We start from the raw sequence: 16,614 nt of genomic DNA, 5'->3' as shown, positions 1-16,614 counted from the left end.
ATGCCGATTGTTGATTTAAGCCAGCTCCCCGCGCCTGATGTGGTCGAGCAGCTCGATTACGAAAGCATTCTGACTGAGCGCAAGGCGACGCTTGTCTCGTTGTTTCCGGCAGAGCAACAGGAGGCGGTCGCCCGCACGCTGGCGCTCGAATCGGAGCCGCTGACCAAATTCCTTGAGGAAAATGCCTACCGGGAAGTTATCTGGCGTCAGCGTGTTAACGAGGCCGCGCGCGCAACCATGCTCGCCTTCGCTGCCGGTAACGACCTGGATGTGATCGGGGCGAATTACAACGTCTCGCGTCTGGTGATCACCCCGGCAGATGAAGAGGCATTCCCGCCCGTGGCGGCGGTGCTGGAATCCGACAGCGATTTTCGTCTGCGCATCCAGCAGGCGCTCGAAGGGCTTAGCGTGGCCGGGTCTGTCGGCGCGTATGAGTTTCACGGGCGCAGCGCTGACGGGCGGGTCGCTGATATCTCTGTGACCAGCCCGCAAGCGGCCTGTGTCACGGTCTCGGTGCTATCCCGCGAGGGCAACGGCGCGGCCTCTGAGGAACTCCTGACCGTGGTGCGTAATGCACTCAACGACGAGGACGTCAGGCCGGTGGCTGACCGCGTGACGGTACAGTCGGCCAGCATTGTCGATTACCGGATTAACGCCACCCTTTATCTCTACCCTGGCCCCGAAAGTGAGCCGGTGCGCAGCGCCGCCGAAGCAAAGCTCGGCGCATACATCACCGCGCAGCACCGGCTCGGGCGCGATATCCGCAAATCCGCCATTTATGCCGCCCTGCACGTTGAGGGGGTGCAGCGGGTCGAGCTCGCCGCGCCGGTTTCTGACATTGTGCTCGACAGCACCCAGGCCTCTTACTGCACGGATTATCAGATTGTGATCGGGGGCTCTGATGAGTGAGTCGCGCCTGTTGCCGGTGGGCTCGTCCCCGCTTGAGGTGGCGGCGGCGCGTGCCTGTGCCGATATCGAAAACACCCCGATACCGTTGCGGCGTCTGTGGAATCCCGACACCTGCCCGGTGCAGCTCCTGCCGTGGCTGGCCTGGGCGTTTTCGGTCGACCGGTGGGACGAGCACTGGCCGGAAGAAACGAAACGGGATGTGATCCGCAGCGCGTATTTCATCCACTGCCACAAGGGGACCATCGGCGCTGTGCGTCGTGTCGTTGAGCCGCTCGGCTATGTCATCAATGTTATCGAGTGGTGGGAAAACAACGACCCGCCGGGAACATTCCGGCTTGATATCGGCGTCCTAGAGACCGGGATTACGGAGGAAATGTTTCAGGAGATGGAGCGGCTTATTGCCGATGCGAAACCGGCGAGCCGCCATCTTATCGGGCTCAATATTATTCAGGATATTGCGGGATATCTCTTTGCCGGCGGGACGCAATACAGCGGCGACATTACAACGGTTTATCCGGGTTAAGCGAGAAGAACATGGCAACGAAATACAGAACGGTGGTCACCACCGTAGGCGCGGCAAAATTTGCCGCCGCGCTCACACCGGGCGGTAAAAAAGTCAATATCACCGCGATGGCCGTTGGCGACGGCGGCGGCAAGCTTCCCGAGCCCGCTGCCAGTCAGACGAAACTGATTAATGAGGTCTGGCGCGGAAAATTAAACAGGATCAGCCAGGACAACAAACACAAGAATTACATCATGGCCGAGCTGATTATCCCGCCGGAAACGGGCGGCTTCTGGCTGCGTGAAATGGGGCTTTATGACGATACCGGTACGCTGGTTGCCGTCAGCAATATGGCCGAAAGCTACAAGCCAAAGCTTGAAGAGGGTTCCGGGCGGGCGCAGACCCTGCGCATGGTTATCATCCTGTCAGATCTGACCTCCGTTGAGCTGAGTATCGATGCAACAACCGTGCTTGCCTCGCAGGATTATGTCGACAGTAAGCTCCTGGAGCATGAGCAGTCGCGCCGCCACCCTGACGCGACGCTCAGCGCGAAAGGCTTTACGCAGCTCAGCAGCGCCACCGACAGCACATCGGAGACGTTCGCAGCAACCCCGAAAGCCGTTAAAGCAGTGTTTGACCTCGCCAGCGCCAAATACAGCGCGCAGGACGCCACCACAGGGCGCAAAGGTATTGTGCAGCTCAGCAGCGCCACTGACAGCACCGCTGAGACGACCGCTGCGACACCGAAAGCTGTTAAGGCGGCGTATGATCTCGCCAGCGCCAAATACACCGCACAGGACGCCACCACGGCGCGCAAAGGTATTGTGCAGCTCAGCAGTGCAACCGACAGCGTGTCAGAAGTATTTGCCGCGACACCCAAAGCAGTCAGGGCGGTAAATGATAATGCCAACAGCCGGGTAAGCCGCGCGGGCGATAACATGACAGGCCAGCTTAAAATCGGCGGTGTGCCTGATGCGCTGCGTATTTATGATGCTTCTTACGGCGTCATTTTCAGACGGTCAGAGGATAATTTCTATCTCATCCCGACCGCCGAGAATCAGGGAGAAAAAGGTCCCATAGGACAATTACGCCCTTTCTATCTCAATATGAGAAGTGGTCAGGTCTCATTAGGGAATGGCGCAATCATCACCGGTGGTCTTGGTCTGGGAACGAGCAACGCACTCGGTGGAAACTCCATCTGTTTTGGTGATAACGATACAGGCATTAAACAGAATGGCGATGGCGTGCTCGACGTGTATGCAAACAGCGGGCATGTATTCCGTTTTCAGAAAGAAAAAGTTGAGAGCAAAAGCCCGCTGACGGTTACAGGTGATATCGACACTAACGCAGAAGTCAGGGCGAATGGCTTTTGTCTCAACAGCTACTCAGGCAGCTGGATCAGTATGCGCGACCAGAAAGTCATGTATGGCGGGAGTAAGGTGGCTAACAACAACGCACAGGCTTTGTTGAGACAGGATCACGCTGACCGCCAGTTTTTCCTCGGTGGCCTGGGTAATGCTCAGTTCGGCATGTATATGATTAATAATGCCAGAACCGTAAACAGCACTGACGGGCACGCGTATCTCGACACCAGTGGTAACTGGCAGTGCAGCGCTCAGATGCTTCCAACCAGCTATGCGAACTTTGACGCCCGCTACCAGTTGAGGGGGAGTTACACCCCCGCAGGCCAGGCCTACACAAAAGCGGAATCAAATGCGCTTTTCCAGTCAAAAAACACGGCGGCAAAGGCGGTTAACGGCTGGTTTAAAGATGCATCGACGGGAATGATCACGCAGTGGGGGCGGTACAACAGCAAAGCTGCCGGATATTCAAACCTCTCATTCCCGATCGCTTTCCCGTCTGCCTGCGTGAGTATTTCATGTACCGTAGACCGGACGGGAATGGGTGCCGGGGATGGCAACCTTTCATCAGTGAGAAGCGTATCAAGAACGGGTTTTCAGGCGGGTACTGACCTGAATGGTTGTTACTGGATAGCGATAGGGTATTAATCATGCAGGAAAATATTAATTACTTTTACAGCGCGGGCACCAACTCCTTTTATCCGGTTATGCTCAGGCCGGATTATGAGGCGGCGGATTCATGGCCGTCCGATGCAACGCCTGTTTCCGATCGCTGGTATGAGCATCTGCTCGCCGGACAAGCGGAAGGAAAATGTATAGCCGCTAATGAATACGGTCAGCCTGTTCTTGCCGACCCCGCGCCCCCGACCATAGCGGAGCGGATGAAGCAGGCGGAGGAAGAAAAGCAGACGCGGCTACGCACGGTCAGGGAAAAAACGCAGCTATGGCAGACGCAGCTTTCACTCGGGATTATCAGCGATGCGGATAAGCAGCGCCTGACCGACTGGATGCGGTATGCACAGGCAGTTGATGCTGTCGTGACTGATAGCCTGCCGGATTCATGGCCGGAGCAACCTGAATAGCCAGGCTGGTCATAACCCACACTTTTAACGTCTCCGGAAGGTAAGCGCAAAAAAAGCCCTCCATCGTGAGGGCAATGTTTTTGCGCGTGTCTTATTATAATCGCGATATTGCACGTCATCGGGCTCATCCGTGAGCATTTTACCCTGGGTTGGGCGGGTATCTTCTCGGGTTAATTAAGCATGGCCTGGCGCTCATCAACAACAAGCGCAGCAGTACGATATATTTTTCTTGTCCGTTGTTGTCCAGCACGGCACCCATCCCGGATAAATAGCCCCGCCCCCGCACACCCTGGAAAATAGCACTCACCCCAACACCACGGAGTTAAACGGATGAGTGATTATCATCACGGCGTGCAGGTTGTCGAAATCAACGACGGCACGCGCGTTATTTCCACCGTCTCAACGGCCATTGTCGGCATGGTCTGCACGGCAGACGATGCTGACCCGGCAACATTCCCCCTCAATGAGCCGGTACTGATTACCAGCGTCCAGAGCGCCATCGCTAAGGCCGGAAAAAAAGGCACCCTTGCCGCCTCGCTACAGGCCATCGCCGACCAGTCAAAACCGGTGATTGTCGTCGTGCGCGTAGCCGAGGGCACCGACGACGATGAGGAGGCCGCTTTCGCGCAGACCCTTTCCAACATCATCGGCACCACGGATGAGAACGGGAAGTACACCGGGCTGAAAGCCCTGCTGACCGCCGAAGCGGTGACCGGCGTCAAACCGCGTATTCTTGGCGTGCCGGGTTACGACACGCAGGAGGTGGCGACCGCCCTTGCGCCTGTCTGCCAGAAGCTGCGCGCGTTTGGCTACATCAGCGCGTGGGGCTGTAAAACGGTCTCGGAGGCCATTAAATACCGCGATAACTTCAGCCAGCGCGAGCTGATGATTATCTGGCCGGATTTTCTCGCCTGGGACACCGTGACCAGCACTACCGCCACGGCTTACGCTACCGCCCGCGCGCTCGGCCTGCGCGCCGCTATCGACCAGTCTGTCGGCTGGCATAAAACCCTCTCTAACGTTGGCGTGAACGGCGTCACCGGCATCAGCGCAAGCGTGTTCTGGGATTTGCAGGAGCCCGGCACCGATGCCGACCTGCTCAACGAGGCGGGCATCACGACGCTTGTCCGCAAGGATGGTTTCCGCTTCTGGGGTAACCGCACCTGCTCTGACGATCCGTTATTCCTTTTTGAGAACTATACCCGCACCGCACAGGTTATCGCTGACACGATGGCGGCGGCGCATATGTGGGCGGTCGACAAGCCGATCACCGCGACGCTCATCCGCGACATCGTTGATGGCATCAATGCCAGATTCCGCGAGCTGAAAACCAACGGTTACATCATCGATGCGACCTGCTGGTTTGACGAGGAAGCCAACGACAAGGAGACCCTCAAGGCCGGAAAACTGTATATCGATTATGACTATACGCCGGTTCCCCCTCTCGAAAATCTGACCCTGCGCCAGCGCATCACCGATAAATATCTGGCGACGCTGGTCTCGGCCGTCAACAGCAAATAAGGAGCCTGATTAAATGGCCATGCCGCGCAAGCTCAAATACATGAATGTGTTTCTGAATGGCTTCAGCTATCAGGGGATCGCCAAATCCATCACCCTGCCGAAGCTCACCCGCAAGCTGGAAAACTATCGCGGGGCGGGGATGAACGGCGTCGCGCCGGTTGATATGGGGCTCGATGATGATGCGCTCTCGATGGAGTGGTCGCTCGGTGGCTTCCCCGATTCCGCTATCTGGGAGCTCTACGGCGCAACCGGCGTTGATGCTGTGCCGATCCGTTTTGCGGGCTCCTACCAGCGTGACGACACCGGCGAAACCGTGGCCGTTGAGGTGGTTATGCGGGGGCGTCAGAAGGAAATCGACACCGGCGAGGGCAAGCAGGGCGAAGACACCGAGTCAAAAATCTCGGTTATCTGCACCTATTTCCGCCTGACGATGGACGGTAAAGAACTCATCGAAATCGACACCCTCAATATGGTCGAGAAGGTGAACGGCACCGACCGCCTCGAACAGCACCGCCGCAATATCGGCCTGTAATCCTCACCCGGTCAGCGCCGCTGGCCGGTTAACCCTGAAACCTGATTAGGACGAGAACACCATGACAAACGACAACGTAATCACCCTGGAAAACCCGGTTAAACGCGGCGAGCAGGTTATCGAGCAGGTCACCCTGATGAAGCCCACCGCCGGGACGCTGCGCGGCGTCAGTCTGGCCTCGGTGGCAAACTCTGACGTCGATGCACTGATTAAGGTGCTGCCGCGCGTGACGTCCCCGTCGCTGACCGAGCATGAGGTCGCGTCGCTGGAGCTGCCTGACCTTGTGGCACTGGCCGGTAAGGTGATCGGTTTTTTGTCGCCGAGTTCGGTGCAGTAACCTTCCCGAAAAATCTGTCGGTTGATGACCTGATGGCGGATATCGCGGTGATCTTTCACTGGCCGCCATCAGAGCTTTATCCCATGAGCCTGACCGAGCTCACCACATGGCGCGAAAAAGCGCTCCAGCGAAGCGGAAACACCAATGAGTGATGTAAAACTTCAGGTATTGCTCAAGGCCGTTGACCAGGCGACCCGCCCGTTTAAAGCCGTACAGGACGCCAGCCGCACGCTGGCGGGAAATATCCGCACCTCACAGGGTGAGTTACGGGAGCTGAATGCGCAGGCCGGGCGCATTGAGGGCTTTCGTAAGACCAGCGGTCAGCTGGCTGTCACCGGTCACGCCATGAAAAAAGCGCAGGAGGATGTCGCCAGACTGGCCGCAGAGATGCGCAGCACAGCCAGCCCGACACGCGCACAGGTTAAGGCGTTTGAGGAGGCCAGACGCAGCGCCGCCGCATTAAAAACTAAATATGACAGCCTCAAAGAATCCGCACACCGCCAGCGTACCGCGCTGAGGGATGCCGGTATTGATACGCGTAATTTATCCGGTGCCGAGCGAAGCCTGCGCAACGATATTGCCCGCACCACTGCGACGATGGAGCAACAGCGCGCGGAGCTTATCCGGGTCAGCCGTCAGCAGGAGAAACTCAACGCCGTAAGTAAGCGGTACGAGCGCGGGAAAGCGATCGCGGCGGGCGTGAGAAACACCGGCGCGGCGGCATTCGGTATCGGAACGGCGAGCCTGTACGCGGGCAGTCGCATGATGGCACCGGTCGTGGAAACACAGAAAAGCGGCACGCTGATAGCCGCGCGGCAGGGAGAAAGCGCCGAACAGGGGAAGCAGTACACGCACATTATTCAGGACATTAACGGCTCGGGCGTCAGCGATAACATCGAGCAAATCACCGAGGCGCTGTCAGCGGTGCGCAGCACCCTCGGCACATTCGGTGCAACCGGTGAGGCAGAGCTCAGCCGCATTACCCGTAAGGCACTGGATATGCAGACGACTTTCGGTAATGACGTGCCCGAGAGCATCCAGATAGCGGCGATCATGATGAAAAATGGTCTCGCTCCAAACAGCGATGAGGCGATGGATTTGCTTGTCTCGGGCATGCAGAAAGTCTCTGCGCAAATGCGTGGTGAACTGCCGGAAATCCTTCACGAATATTCGACCCATTTCCGCAGCATGGGCTTTACCGGCGCGGAGGCGATGTCGCTGCTTGTTGATATGTCCCGCCAGGGTAAGTTTGCCCTCGATAAAACCGGTGATGCGATTAAAGAGTTCAGTATTCGCGGCTCGGATATGTCAAAAAACAGCGTCGAGGCTTACAAGAAAATTGGCCTGAATGCGGCAAAAATGTCGACAGCCATCGCCAGCGGCGGAGAAAAAGCACGTCAGGCGATGCAGAAGACGGCGAAGGGGTTGTTAAAAATCAAAGACCCGGCAGAGCGGGCAAACACCGCCATCATGCTTTTTGGCACGCCGATAGAAGATTTGTCCGTTGACCAGATACCGAAGTTTCTTTCGGCACTGGCCGGGACACGCAACGAGCTCGGGGAGGTCAGCGGTGCCGCTGAAAGAATGGGCGGCACCCTGCGCGACAACCTGTCGGGCGATGTGGCGAAACTCCAGGGCGAATTTGCTCACCTGCGTTTTCAGGTGTTCGCGGAAATGGACAAGAGTGTCCGCAAACTGACGCAGGCCGTCACCGGATGGCTGGGAAAATTAAATGCCTGGGTAGGCAAAAACCCCGAACTGGTGACAAAAATCGTCATGCTGACCGGCGCGGTTGCCGGTGTGATAGCGGTGCTCGGTGGTATCGGTCTTGTCGTCTGGCCGGTGATTACCGGCATTAATGCCATCGTTGCCACAGCGGGCGTGCTGGGGACAGTGTTCAGTGTGGTCGGCGGCGCGATCATGACGGTACTCGGCGCGCTCACCTGGCCGATTGTCGCCATTGGTGTTGCCATCGTCGCCGGGGCGCTGCTCATCCGCAAATACTGGGAGCCTATTTCCGCCTTTTTCGGGGGAGTGATGGAGGGGCTTAAGGCTGCATTCGCTCCGGTCGGGGAACTGTTTTCCCCCCTTAAACCGATGTTTGACTGGCTGGGCGAAAAGCTTAAGGCCGCATGGGACTGGTTTAAAAACCTGCTTGAGCCGGTGAAGTCCTCGCAGGAGCAGCTCAACTCCTGCCGGGATGCGGGGGTGCGGTTCGGGCAGGCGCTGGCGGATTCGCTGATGCTGCCACTCAGGGCATTTAACAAGCTGAAAGCGGGCATAGACTGGGTGCTTGAAAAGCTCGGCGTGATTAACAAGGAGTCGGGCACGATTGACCAGACAGCCGGGAAAGTCAGCGCTGCCCGCGCGGGGGAAACTGCCGGTGCAGTAAATACGGGAAGCGCCTATGTACCGGCGACCGCGAACTATGGCGGGTATCAGGCTTATCAGCCGGTGACCGCGCCGGGCGGGAAATCTTACGTCGACAACCGTCAGAGCAATTACACCATCACGATGAATAACGGCGGCGCGCCGGGTGGCGATCTCGGGCGGCAGTTGCAGGACGCCATCGAGAAAGCCGACCGGGACAAGCGCGCCCGTGACCGCTCCAGCATGCGACACGATGGATAAGGAGGACAAATAACATGATGCTCGCACTCGGGTTTTTCGTATTCATGCGCCAGACGCTGCCCTTTCAGAGCATGCAGCGGGACGCGGAATATCGCTGGCCGTCAAACAGCCGCATCGGCAAGCGTGACGCCTTTCAGTTTCTCGGCGTCGGGGAGGAGAAAATCACCCTCAGCGGTGAGCTTTACCCGGAGATCACCGGCGGCAAACTGACCCTGACGGCGGTCAGGCTGATGGCTGAAGAGGGGCGGGCGTGGCCTCTCCTGTCGGGCAACGGGATGATTTACGGGATGTACGTTATCAACAGCGTCAGCGAGACCGGCGCGGAGTTTTTCACGGACGGCTCGCCGCGAAAAATCACGTTTAATCTGGCGCTCACGCGTGTTGATGAGTCGCTCGCGGCCATCTATGGCGACCTGAATAAACAGGCCGGTGAACTGGCCGGCAAGGCCAAAGACGCCGCAACCAAAATCACATCGTCGCTGGGGTTCTGATGACTGATGCCCTTTACAGCTCGCCGGGGAGCACGCTCACCCCGGCCTATATGCTGAAAATCGAGAGCAAGGATATTACCGGCAACATCAGCGATCGCCTGATAAGCCTGACCATGACCGACAACCGGGGCTTTGAGGCTGACCAGCTCGACCTTGAGCTCAACGACGCCGACGGGCGGGTCGTGCTGCCGGTGCGCGGTGCAGTGCTGTCACTCTGGCTCGGGTGGAAAGGGTCGGCGCTTATTGAGAAAGGCCGGTTTACCGTGGATGAGGTAGAGCACCGGGGCGCACCTGATACGGTGACCATCCGCGCCCGCAGCGCGGATTTTCGGGGCTCGCTCAATTCGCGGCGTGAGCAGTCATGGCATGATAAAACCCTCGGCATGATTGTCGGAGCCATCGCGGCGCGTAACAAACTGGAGGCGGCTGTCGCACCCGAGCTTGCCCGGATTGCGATCCCGCATATCGACCAGTCGCAGGAGTCGGATATCAAATTTCTGACGCGGCTCGCTGACCGGAACGGCGGCGAGGTGTCGGTTAAATCCGGGAAACTGTTATTCCTCCAGGCCGGAAAGGCGCTCACCGCGAGCGGGAAACCCATTCCGCAGGTCACCATCGTCCGCAGTGATGGCGACCGGCATCAGTTTTCCATCGCTGACCGGGGCGCTTACACCGGCGTAACGGCTCAGTGGCTGCACACCAAAGAGCCGAAGCCGAAAAAAGTGAAGGTGAAGCGCAAGCCAAAGGAGCAGCAGGCGGGCACCCCGAAGCATCCGAACGCAAAAAAGAAGGAAGAGAAAGAGCCTGAAGCACGCCAGGGCGAATATATGGCCGGGGAGGCAGATAACGTCTTTGCCCTGACGACCGTTTTCTCAACAAAAGCGCAGGCGATGCGCGCGGCGCAGGCGAAATGGGACAAGTTACAGCGCGGCGTGGCGGAGTTTTCCATCACGCTGGCGCTTGGCCGTGCCGATCTTTATCCCGAGACACCGGTTGCGGTATCAGGATTCAAAAGCATCATTGACGATCAGGCGTGGATAATTACTAAAGTGACCCATGCGCTTAATAGCAATGGTTACACCACATCTCTAGAGCTTGAGGTAAGGGTTTCCGATATCGATTATGACGCAAATGATATAGATAGTTAAATCAACGCGCCCAGAATAGTTAATCTTGTTCCTTGGGCGTTTTATCTACATAGCAAACGACGTAAACTATATGCTAGGCATTAGTAAAGTTGTCCGCATTGATAAAAGGGATCTTGTTGATTAATCTAAGAGTTGCAGAACATGGAAATAATAGTAATGTTTGAGCTGATGTGTATTTTAACTATTTTTTAATAAAGCGAGTGAATTATGCCAACTAAAGAAATATTAGACTGGATAACACAGCACGGAATTTTGCAGTCCATTTCAATTTTAGCAATTTTGATGGGCTTCAGGATAGTTTATATCTGGTTTACAAAGGCAGAGCCATTACTAATTATGCAAGCTTTAATGAATTACAAGACTAAGCGGCTAGAAAGCATGCTAAAACTTAGTTACCTTCCGGAAGAGACCTTAGCAAGGGTGCGACTTGAGCTTGTACAACGTCATCATACAAGACTTACTGGTGTAACAGAAACACGCCTCGCTGAAGCGCTTGTTGCAATAACAATAAAACGACGTTTACCAGCCAATTACTTTAAACCATGGCGAGCATGGTTGCGCGAAGTTGACAATAAGATCGAACTGAATATGGCAAGTTATAAAAGAGCTTGGCGGCTCTTTGCTTGGTTTAATGTACCAGTAAGTTGTACGGCCATGATGCTGATGACTGAACTCTTTGCAGCGAGCTTTGGGCAACATGTTTTCGCTCCGGTATTGCTTGGCAATATCATTTTCTGGTGGTTTCCTTGGCTGATGCTAACTTCAGTTCCGTCACCCCGTTATACAGATAAGATGCTTCCACATCTTGTATGAATAAAACCATTTTTGTCGAAGGTTACTATATGTTGGATGTCCTCATGCGCTAAGTTGCTACGAAATAATTAACTAAAAGTTTTCAATTTTATTATTGTTATGTTTGGCTGAGTGCCAAATGCAAGATAATATTCTTCTACTTCTTTTTGAAGCAAATTTATAACAACACATTATAAGCAAGACGGATTATTTGTTTAATTCTTTGTCACTAAAGTTAAGTGTTTTTGGTGCATGGTTTTAATTCCCAAAAAGTGAACTTTTGTATATAATTAATTCACTTTTAGAGGTGAAGGGATGGTTTATGTTTCATTGTCCGAAATGCAAGCACGCTGCTCATGCACGCACGAGCCGTTATCTCAGTGAAAACACTAAAGAGCGTTACCACCAGTGCACAAATATCAATTGCAGTTGCACCTTTGTGACGATGGAGTCGATAGAGCGTTATATCGTGACACCCGGTAAAATTGACCCTGCACCACCACACCCAACACTGACAGGACAGCGCCAGTTATGGATGTGAGATCACACACTTGAGTGGGTCTTTTGTGGCCTTTTTCAATATATGCTAAAAACCCACCGCCATTTTATCGCCACTCGAAAAATGAGAAACAAAAAAGCCACTCTCTCGAGTGGCTTAATTATATGATTTTAAAGCTAAAATTTGGTGGCCCCTGTTGGGTTTGAACCAACGACCAAGCGATTATGAGTCGCCTGCTCTAACCACTGAGCTAAGGGGCCGTGGCGGTGAATTATAGAGTAACTTACCCTCGCAATCCAGCAGGAATCGCCCGGCTGATGTTTTTATAAACAGCGCATTTTCAATCTCTTATACTTAAGTTTATCGTTTCTAATCGGGAGTAAAGCATGATCCACGATATTCTGGCGCCGGGGCTGCGCGTCGTGTTTTGTGGCATTAATCCGGGGAAGTCCTCAGCCCATACGGGGTTTCATTTTGCGCATCCGGGAAATCGCTTCTGGAAAGTGATTCATCAGGCCGGCTTTACCGACCAGCAGTTGCGCCCTGAGGATGAGCATCATCTGCTGGATACGCGCTGCGGCATTACCATGCTGGTGCAGCGTCCGACGGTGCAGGCGACGGAAGTCGGGCTGCATGAGCTGCGTACCGGCGGCAGGGATCTGGTACATAAAATAGAGGAGTATCAGCCCGCCGCGCTGGCGGTGCTTGGCAAACAGGCGTTTGAGCAGGCTTTTAGCGTGCGCGGTGCGAAGTGGGGGAGGCAGGAGATGAGCATTGGCGTGACGCAAATCTGGGTGCTGCCCAATCCCAGCGGCCTGAACCGCGCATCGTTAGAGAAACTGGTTGAAGCCTATCGCGAGCTGGATGAGGCGCTGGCATCGCGCGGCTTGTAAATAACAGGCGAAAAAAAAGCTCCCGTCGGGGAGCTTTTTTGTCTGGCGTGACGATTAATCGTCGAGGAAGCTACGCAGCACTTCAGAGCGGCTCGGGTGGCGCAGTTTGCGCAGTGCCTTCGCTTCGATCTGACGGATACGTTCGCGGGTAACGTCGAACTGTTTACCCACCTCTTCCAGCGTATGGTCGGTATTCATGTCGATACCGAAACGCATGCGCAGCACCTTCGCTTCACGGGCGGTAAGGCCAGCCAGCACATCGTGCGTTGCAGCGCGCAGGCTCTCGGTGGTCGCCGAGTCCAGCGGCAGCTCGAGGGTGGTATCCTCGATAAAATCACCCAGATGCGAATCTTCATCATCGCCAATCGGCGTTTCCATGGAGATTGGCTCTTTGGCGATTTTCAACACTTTGCGGATCTTATCTTCCGGCATCAGCATACGCTCAGCCAGCTCTTCCGGCGTCGGCTCGCGGCCCATCTCCTGCAGCATCTGGCGAGAGATACGGTTGAGCTTGTTGATTGTCTCAATCATATGCACCGGAATACGGATGGTGCGCGCCTGATCCGCGATAGAGCGGGTGATTGCCTGACGGATCCACCAGGTTGCATAAGTCGAGAACTTGTAACCACGGCGATATTCAAACTTATCAACCGCTTTCATCAGGCCGATGTTCCCTTCCTGAATCAGATCGAGGAACTGCAGACCACGGTTGGTATATTTCTTGGCGATAGAGATAACCAGACGCAAGTTCGCTTCAACCATCTCCTTCTTCGCACGACGCGCTTTCGCTTCGCCGATAGACATACGACGGTTGATATCTTTAACCTGCTCAATCGTCAGGCCGGTCTCTTCTTCAATCTGCTGCAGCTTCATCAGGCCGCGTTGCACTTCTTCAGTCACATCTTTCAGCTTCTCAGACCACGGTTTGTTCATGGCCAGCGCGGCGTTGAACCAGGTTTCGCTGGTTTCATTACCGGTGAAGAGGGTGATGAAGTTTTTCTTCGGCATTTTGCACTGTTCAACGCACAGCTTCATGATGATGCGTTCCTGGGTACGTACGCGATCCATCATCACGCGCATGCTGTTTACCAGGTAGTCGAACTGCTTCGGCACCAGACGGAACTGCTTGAAGACTTCAGACAGCTTAAGGATCTCTTCCTGTGCGGCAGCGTGGCTGCGTCCTTTTGCTTTGATTGTGTCGCGAGCCAGCTCGTACTGCGTGCGCAGTTCAGCGAATTTCTCACGCGCCAGCTCAGGGTCGATGCTGTTGTCATCGTCGCTGTCGTCATCGCTGTCGTCTTCTTCTTCATCTTCATCGTCGTCCATCTCTTCGCTGGAGAGCTCAGAGCCGACGTGGGTCGCCGTTGGCGCCATATCTTCTTCGGCGTTCGGATCGACGAAACCGGTGATCAGATCGGAGAGACGAGCCTGCTCTGCTTCAACACGGTCGTACTGTTCCAGCAGGTAGGTGATAGCTTCCGGATACTCGGCAACGGAGCACTGAACCTGGTTAATCCCGTCTTCAATACGTTTGGCGATGTCGATTTCGCCTTCACGGGTCAGCAGTTCAACGGTGCCCATTTCGCGCATGTACATGCGCACCGGGTCGGTAGTTCGTCCGATTTCAGACTCTACGCTGGACAGAACTTGTGCAGCGGCTTCTTCAGCATCTTCGTCTGTGTTGTTGGAGTTTTCAGCCAGCAACAGATCATCAGCATCCGGCGCTTCTTCCATCACCTGGATGCCCATGTCGTTGATCATTTGGATGATGTCTTCGATCTGATCGGAGTCGACGATATCTTCCGGCAGATGGTCATTGACCTCGGCATAGGTCAGATAGCCTTGCTCCTTACCACGGGTAACAAGAAGCTTCAGCTGTGACTGCGGGTTTTGCTCCATAAGACGGTATCCACACTTAAATTCATGAGGTTGGTGTCGGTTAGCGAAATAAACCGCCAACATTTAACGCGAGGGTGTATTTATATTTTTGCCGCTGGCCCTCGTCGCGGCTGTCGGGATCAACCCGAACGATTATCGGCACTTAAGCCGTTGAATTTATTTTTTAGCCAGCTCCTGGTTCAACTGCCAGAGCTCCCGGCGTTCTTCGCTGCTTAGACCGTGCGTGCGATCGCGAGCTATCAACTCTTCTTGTCGCCGTTCAAGCATCGAATCAAACATATGATTGAGCGCGTCGGTAAAGGTTTTTTCAGCGATGTCCTTATCTGCTATATCGTCCCACATTGACAGTTTTTCAAGGGTTGCGGCCTCATTCGTGCCGCGATAATGTTCCAGTAACTGCCCAGTTGTCAGACCAGGTTGAGACAAACAAGTGTTGACCAGTTCTGCAAATAAGCCAAGTCCGGGCAGTCTGGATTGATCAAGACCGGCCAGCGAAGGCACTTTTGGTGCAAGCTCCGGATTTTGGATCAACAACCCTATCAGTATACGCATGGTTGTGCGTTTTAGCTGAGGGGCAGGGCGCGCCGCCGCGCTCTCCACCTGCTTTGGCATTAATCGATCGAGCTGTGCATCGTCGAAAATGCCAATCTTGTTGCCGAGGATCTGGCGTAACTGAATACGCAGCGTCTCGCCCGGCACCTGGTTGATCAACGGCAGTGCCAGCGCGGCAAGCTGCGTTGTCCCATCCGGCGTGGTGAGATCCGCCTTCGGCAACAGGCTGTTAAACAGAAACGTGGAGAGAGGCTGAGCCTGCTCCATCCGCGCTTCGAACGCCTCTTTGCCCTCTTTACGCACCAGCGTATCCGGATCTTCGCCATCCGGCAGAAACATAAAACGCAGCTGACGCCCGTCGCTCATATAGGGCAGCGCGGTTTCCAGCGCCCGCCATGCGGCTTCGCGGCCGGCACGGTCGCCGTCGTAACAGCAGATGACGTTTTTGGTCACCCGGAACAGCAGTTGAATATGATCCGCCGTCGTGGAGGTGCCAAGCGATGCAACGGCATAGTTAATGCCATATTGCGCCAGCGCCACCACGTCCATGTACCCTTCGACAACTAACAGCCGCTGCGGTTCATCCTTATCCTGCTGCGCTTCATAGAGGCCATATAGCTGGCGGCCCTTATGAAAAATATCCGTTTCCGGGGAGTTCAGGTATTTGGGCGTATCGTTGCCCAGCACGCGTCCACCAAAACCAATCACCCGGCCGCGCTTGTCGCGAATCGGAAACATCACCCGCTCGCGGAAGCGATCGTAACTGCGTCCTTGATCGTTTGTGACCAGCATGCCTGCATCGATCAGCGACTTGCGGTTTTCGCTATTGTTGCCGAAACGCTTTAAAACGTTGTCCCAACCGGGCGGCGCGTAACCAATAGCGAATCGCGTAATGACTTCACTGCTCAAACCACGCCTGGAGAGGTACTGACGAGCAGGCTCTGCGGCGGATTGGGTCAGCGACTGCTGATAAAAAGCATTCAGCCCGTCCATCAATTGATAGAGTGTTTGCCGTTGATGGCGCTCTATCAGGCTCGGTCCGCTGCCTGCTTCGAACGGCACTTCGAGGTTGTGCATTGCCGCCAGCTCTTCGACGCTTTCGACGAACTCGAGCTTGTCGTAGTTCATTAAAAAGTCGAGGGCGTTGCCGTGCGCGCCACAACCAAAGCAGTGGTAAAACTGTTTTTCACCGTTCACGGTGAAAGAGGGGGTTTTCTCGTTATGGAATGGACAGCACGCGTGGTAGTTCTTGCCCTGCTTTTTTAGCTTTACGCGCGCGTCGATAAGATCGACGATGTCGGTACGTGCCAGCAGGTCATTGATAAAAACACGTGGGATTCGTCCAGCCATAGGCCCCGTTTTGATCTTATATAGTTTTCGTTATGCTCATCAGCGGTAAGTTGCTGAAAAGGCGAAAATTATATCAGGTTATAAACGAAAATAAGCCGCGCATTCCTTTCGGAAG

The 16,614-nt window shown here is 55.0% G+C and carries 16 protein-coding genes and 1 tRNA gene; 14 read left to right on the top strand and 3 right to left on the bottom strand.

What is annotated here, in order from left to right:
- From SOM48_RS11245 to SOM48_RS11185, 13 genes are all read left to right on the top strand, one after another.
- Complete coding sequence (locus tag SOM48_RS11245) at positions 1-909, top strand: baseplate assembly protein (protein WP_320511942.1); 909 nt, start codon at positions 1-3, stop codon at positions 907-909.
- A complete protein-coding gene (locus SOM48_RS11240; RefSeq protein ID WP_320511941.1) occupies positions 902-1,432 on the top strand; it encodes a phage tail protein I in 531 nt (176 codons plus the stop codon). The genes SOM48_RS11245 and SOM48_RS11240 overlap by 8 nt, the downstream gene beginning before the upstream one ends.
- Positions 1,433-1,443: 11 nt before the next feature.
- Complete coding sequence (locus SOM48_RS11235) at positions 1,444-3,420, top strand: phage tail-collar fiber domain-containing protein (RefSeq protein ID WP_320511940.1); 1,977 nt, start codon at positions 1,444-1,446, stop codon at positions 3,418-3,420.
- A 2-nt stretch (positions 3,421-3,422) separates the two neighbouring features.
- A complete protein-coding gene (locus SOM48_RS11230) occupies positions 3,423-3,854 on the top strand; it encodes a tail fiber assembly protein (protein WP_320511939.1) in 432 nt (143 codons plus the stop codon).
- Positions 3,855-4,184: 330 nt separating this feature from the next.
- Positions 4,185-5,375 (top strand): phage tail sheath protein, encoded by a 1,191-nt coding sequence (locus tag SOM48_RS11225; protein WP_320511938.1) that lies wholly within the window; start codon positions 4,185-4,187, stop codon positions 5,373-5,375.
- 13 nt (positions 5,376-5,388) lie between these two features.
- Positions 5,389-5,907, top strand: coding sequence for a phage major tail tube protein (locus tag SOM48_RS11220; RefSeq protein WP_042715557.1), 519 nt, complete (start codon positions 5,389-5,391; stop codon positions 5,905-5,907).
- 61 nt (positions 5,908-5,968) lie between these two features.
- Positions 5,969-6,244: a phage tail assembly protein gene (locus SOM48_RS11215; RefSeq protein ID WP_320511937.1), complete on the top strand. Its 276-nt coding sequence runs from the start codon at positions 5,969-5,971 to the stop codon at positions 6,242-6,244.
- Between the two features lie 32 nt (positions 6,245-6,276).
- Complete coding sequence (locus SOM48_RS11210; RefSeq protein ID WP_014343413.1) at positions 6,277-6,396, top strand: GpE family phage tail protein; 120 nt, start codon at positions 6,277-6,279, stop codon at positions 6,394-6,396.
- Positions 6,389-8,875, top strand: coding sequence for a phage tail tape measure protein (locus tag SOM48_RS11205; RefSeq protein WP_320511936.1), 2,487 nt, complete (start codon positions 6,389-6,391; stop codon positions 8,873-8,875). Before SOM48_RS11210 ends, SOM48_RS11205 begins: the two co-directional genes overlap by 8 nt.
- 14 nt (positions 8,876-8,889) lie before the next feature.
- The gene (locus tag SOM48_RS11200) at positions 8,890-9,366 is read left to right on the top strand and encodes a phage tail protein (protein ID WP_139567155.1); all 477 of its coding nucleotides are present in this window, start codon (positions 8,890-8,892) and stop codon (positions 9,364-9,366) included.
- Entirely contained in the window at positions 9,366-10,514 is a 1,149-nt protein-coding gene (locus SOM48_RS11195; protein WP_320511935.1) for a phage late control D family protein, read from the top strand. The genes SOM48_RS11200 and SOM48_RS11195 overlap by 1 nt, the downstream gene beginning before the upstream one ends.
- 207 nt (positions 10,515-10,721) lie before the next feature.
- Positions 10,722-11,327, top strand: a complete 606-nt coding sequence (locus SOM48_RS11190; RefSeq protein ID WP_320511934.1) for a hypothetical protein — start codon at positions 10,722-10,724, stop codon at positions 11,325-11,327.
- A 301-nt stretch (positions 11,328-11,628) separates the two neighbouring features.
- Positions 11,629-11,847 (top strand): DNA-binding transcriptional regulator, encoded by a 219-nt coding sequence (locus SOM48_RS11185; RefSeq protein WP_320511933.1) that lies wholly within the window; start codon positions 11,629-11,631, stop codon positions 11,845-11,847.
- Positions 11,848-11,989: 142 nt separating this feature from the next.
- Here the strand turns inward: SOM48_RS11185 and SOM48_RS11180 are convergent.
- Positions 11,990-12,065: transfer RNA gene (locus tag SOM48_RS11180), tRNA-Ile, on the bottom strand.
- 126 nt (positions 12,066-12,191) lie between these two features.
- On the opposite strand from SOM48_RS11180, the gene mug reads away from it, so the two are divergent.
- Positions 12,192-12,698, top strand: coding sequence for a G/U mismatch-specific DNA glycosylase (gene mug, locus SOM48_RS11175; protein ID WP_139965638.1), 507 nt, complete (start codon positions 12,192-12,194; stop codon positions 12,696-12,698).
- A 54-nt stretch (positions 12,699-12,752) separates the two neighbouring features.
- Here mug and rpoD read toward each other — a convergent pair whose 3' ends face one another.
- Positions 12,753-14,597: an RNA polymerase sigma factor RpoD gene (rpoD, locus tag SOM48_RS11170; protein ID WP_042715572.1), complete on the bottom strand. Its 1,845-nt coding sequence runs from the start codon at positions 14,595-14,597 to the stop codon at positions 12,753-12,755.
- Between the two features lie 156 nt (positions 14,598-14,753).
- Positions 14,754-16,499, bottom strand: a complete 1,746-nt coding sequence (gene dnaG, locus SOM48_RS11165) for a DNA primase (protein WP_023481053.1) — start codon at positions 16,497-16,499, stop codon at positions 14,754-14,756.
- Positions 16,500-16,614 lie beyond the last annotated feature (115 nt).

Origin of the sequence: Kosakonia sp. CFBP8986 (genome assembly GCF_034044935.1) — a bacterium.
Classification (GTDB): domain Bacteria; phylum Pseudomonadota; class Gammaproteobacteria; order Enterobacterales; family Enterobacteriaceae; genus Kosakonia; species Kosakonia cowanii.
The sequence above is the reverse complement of the archived record's forward strand: the minus strand, read 5'-3'. Positions and strand labels throughout refer to the sequence as shown.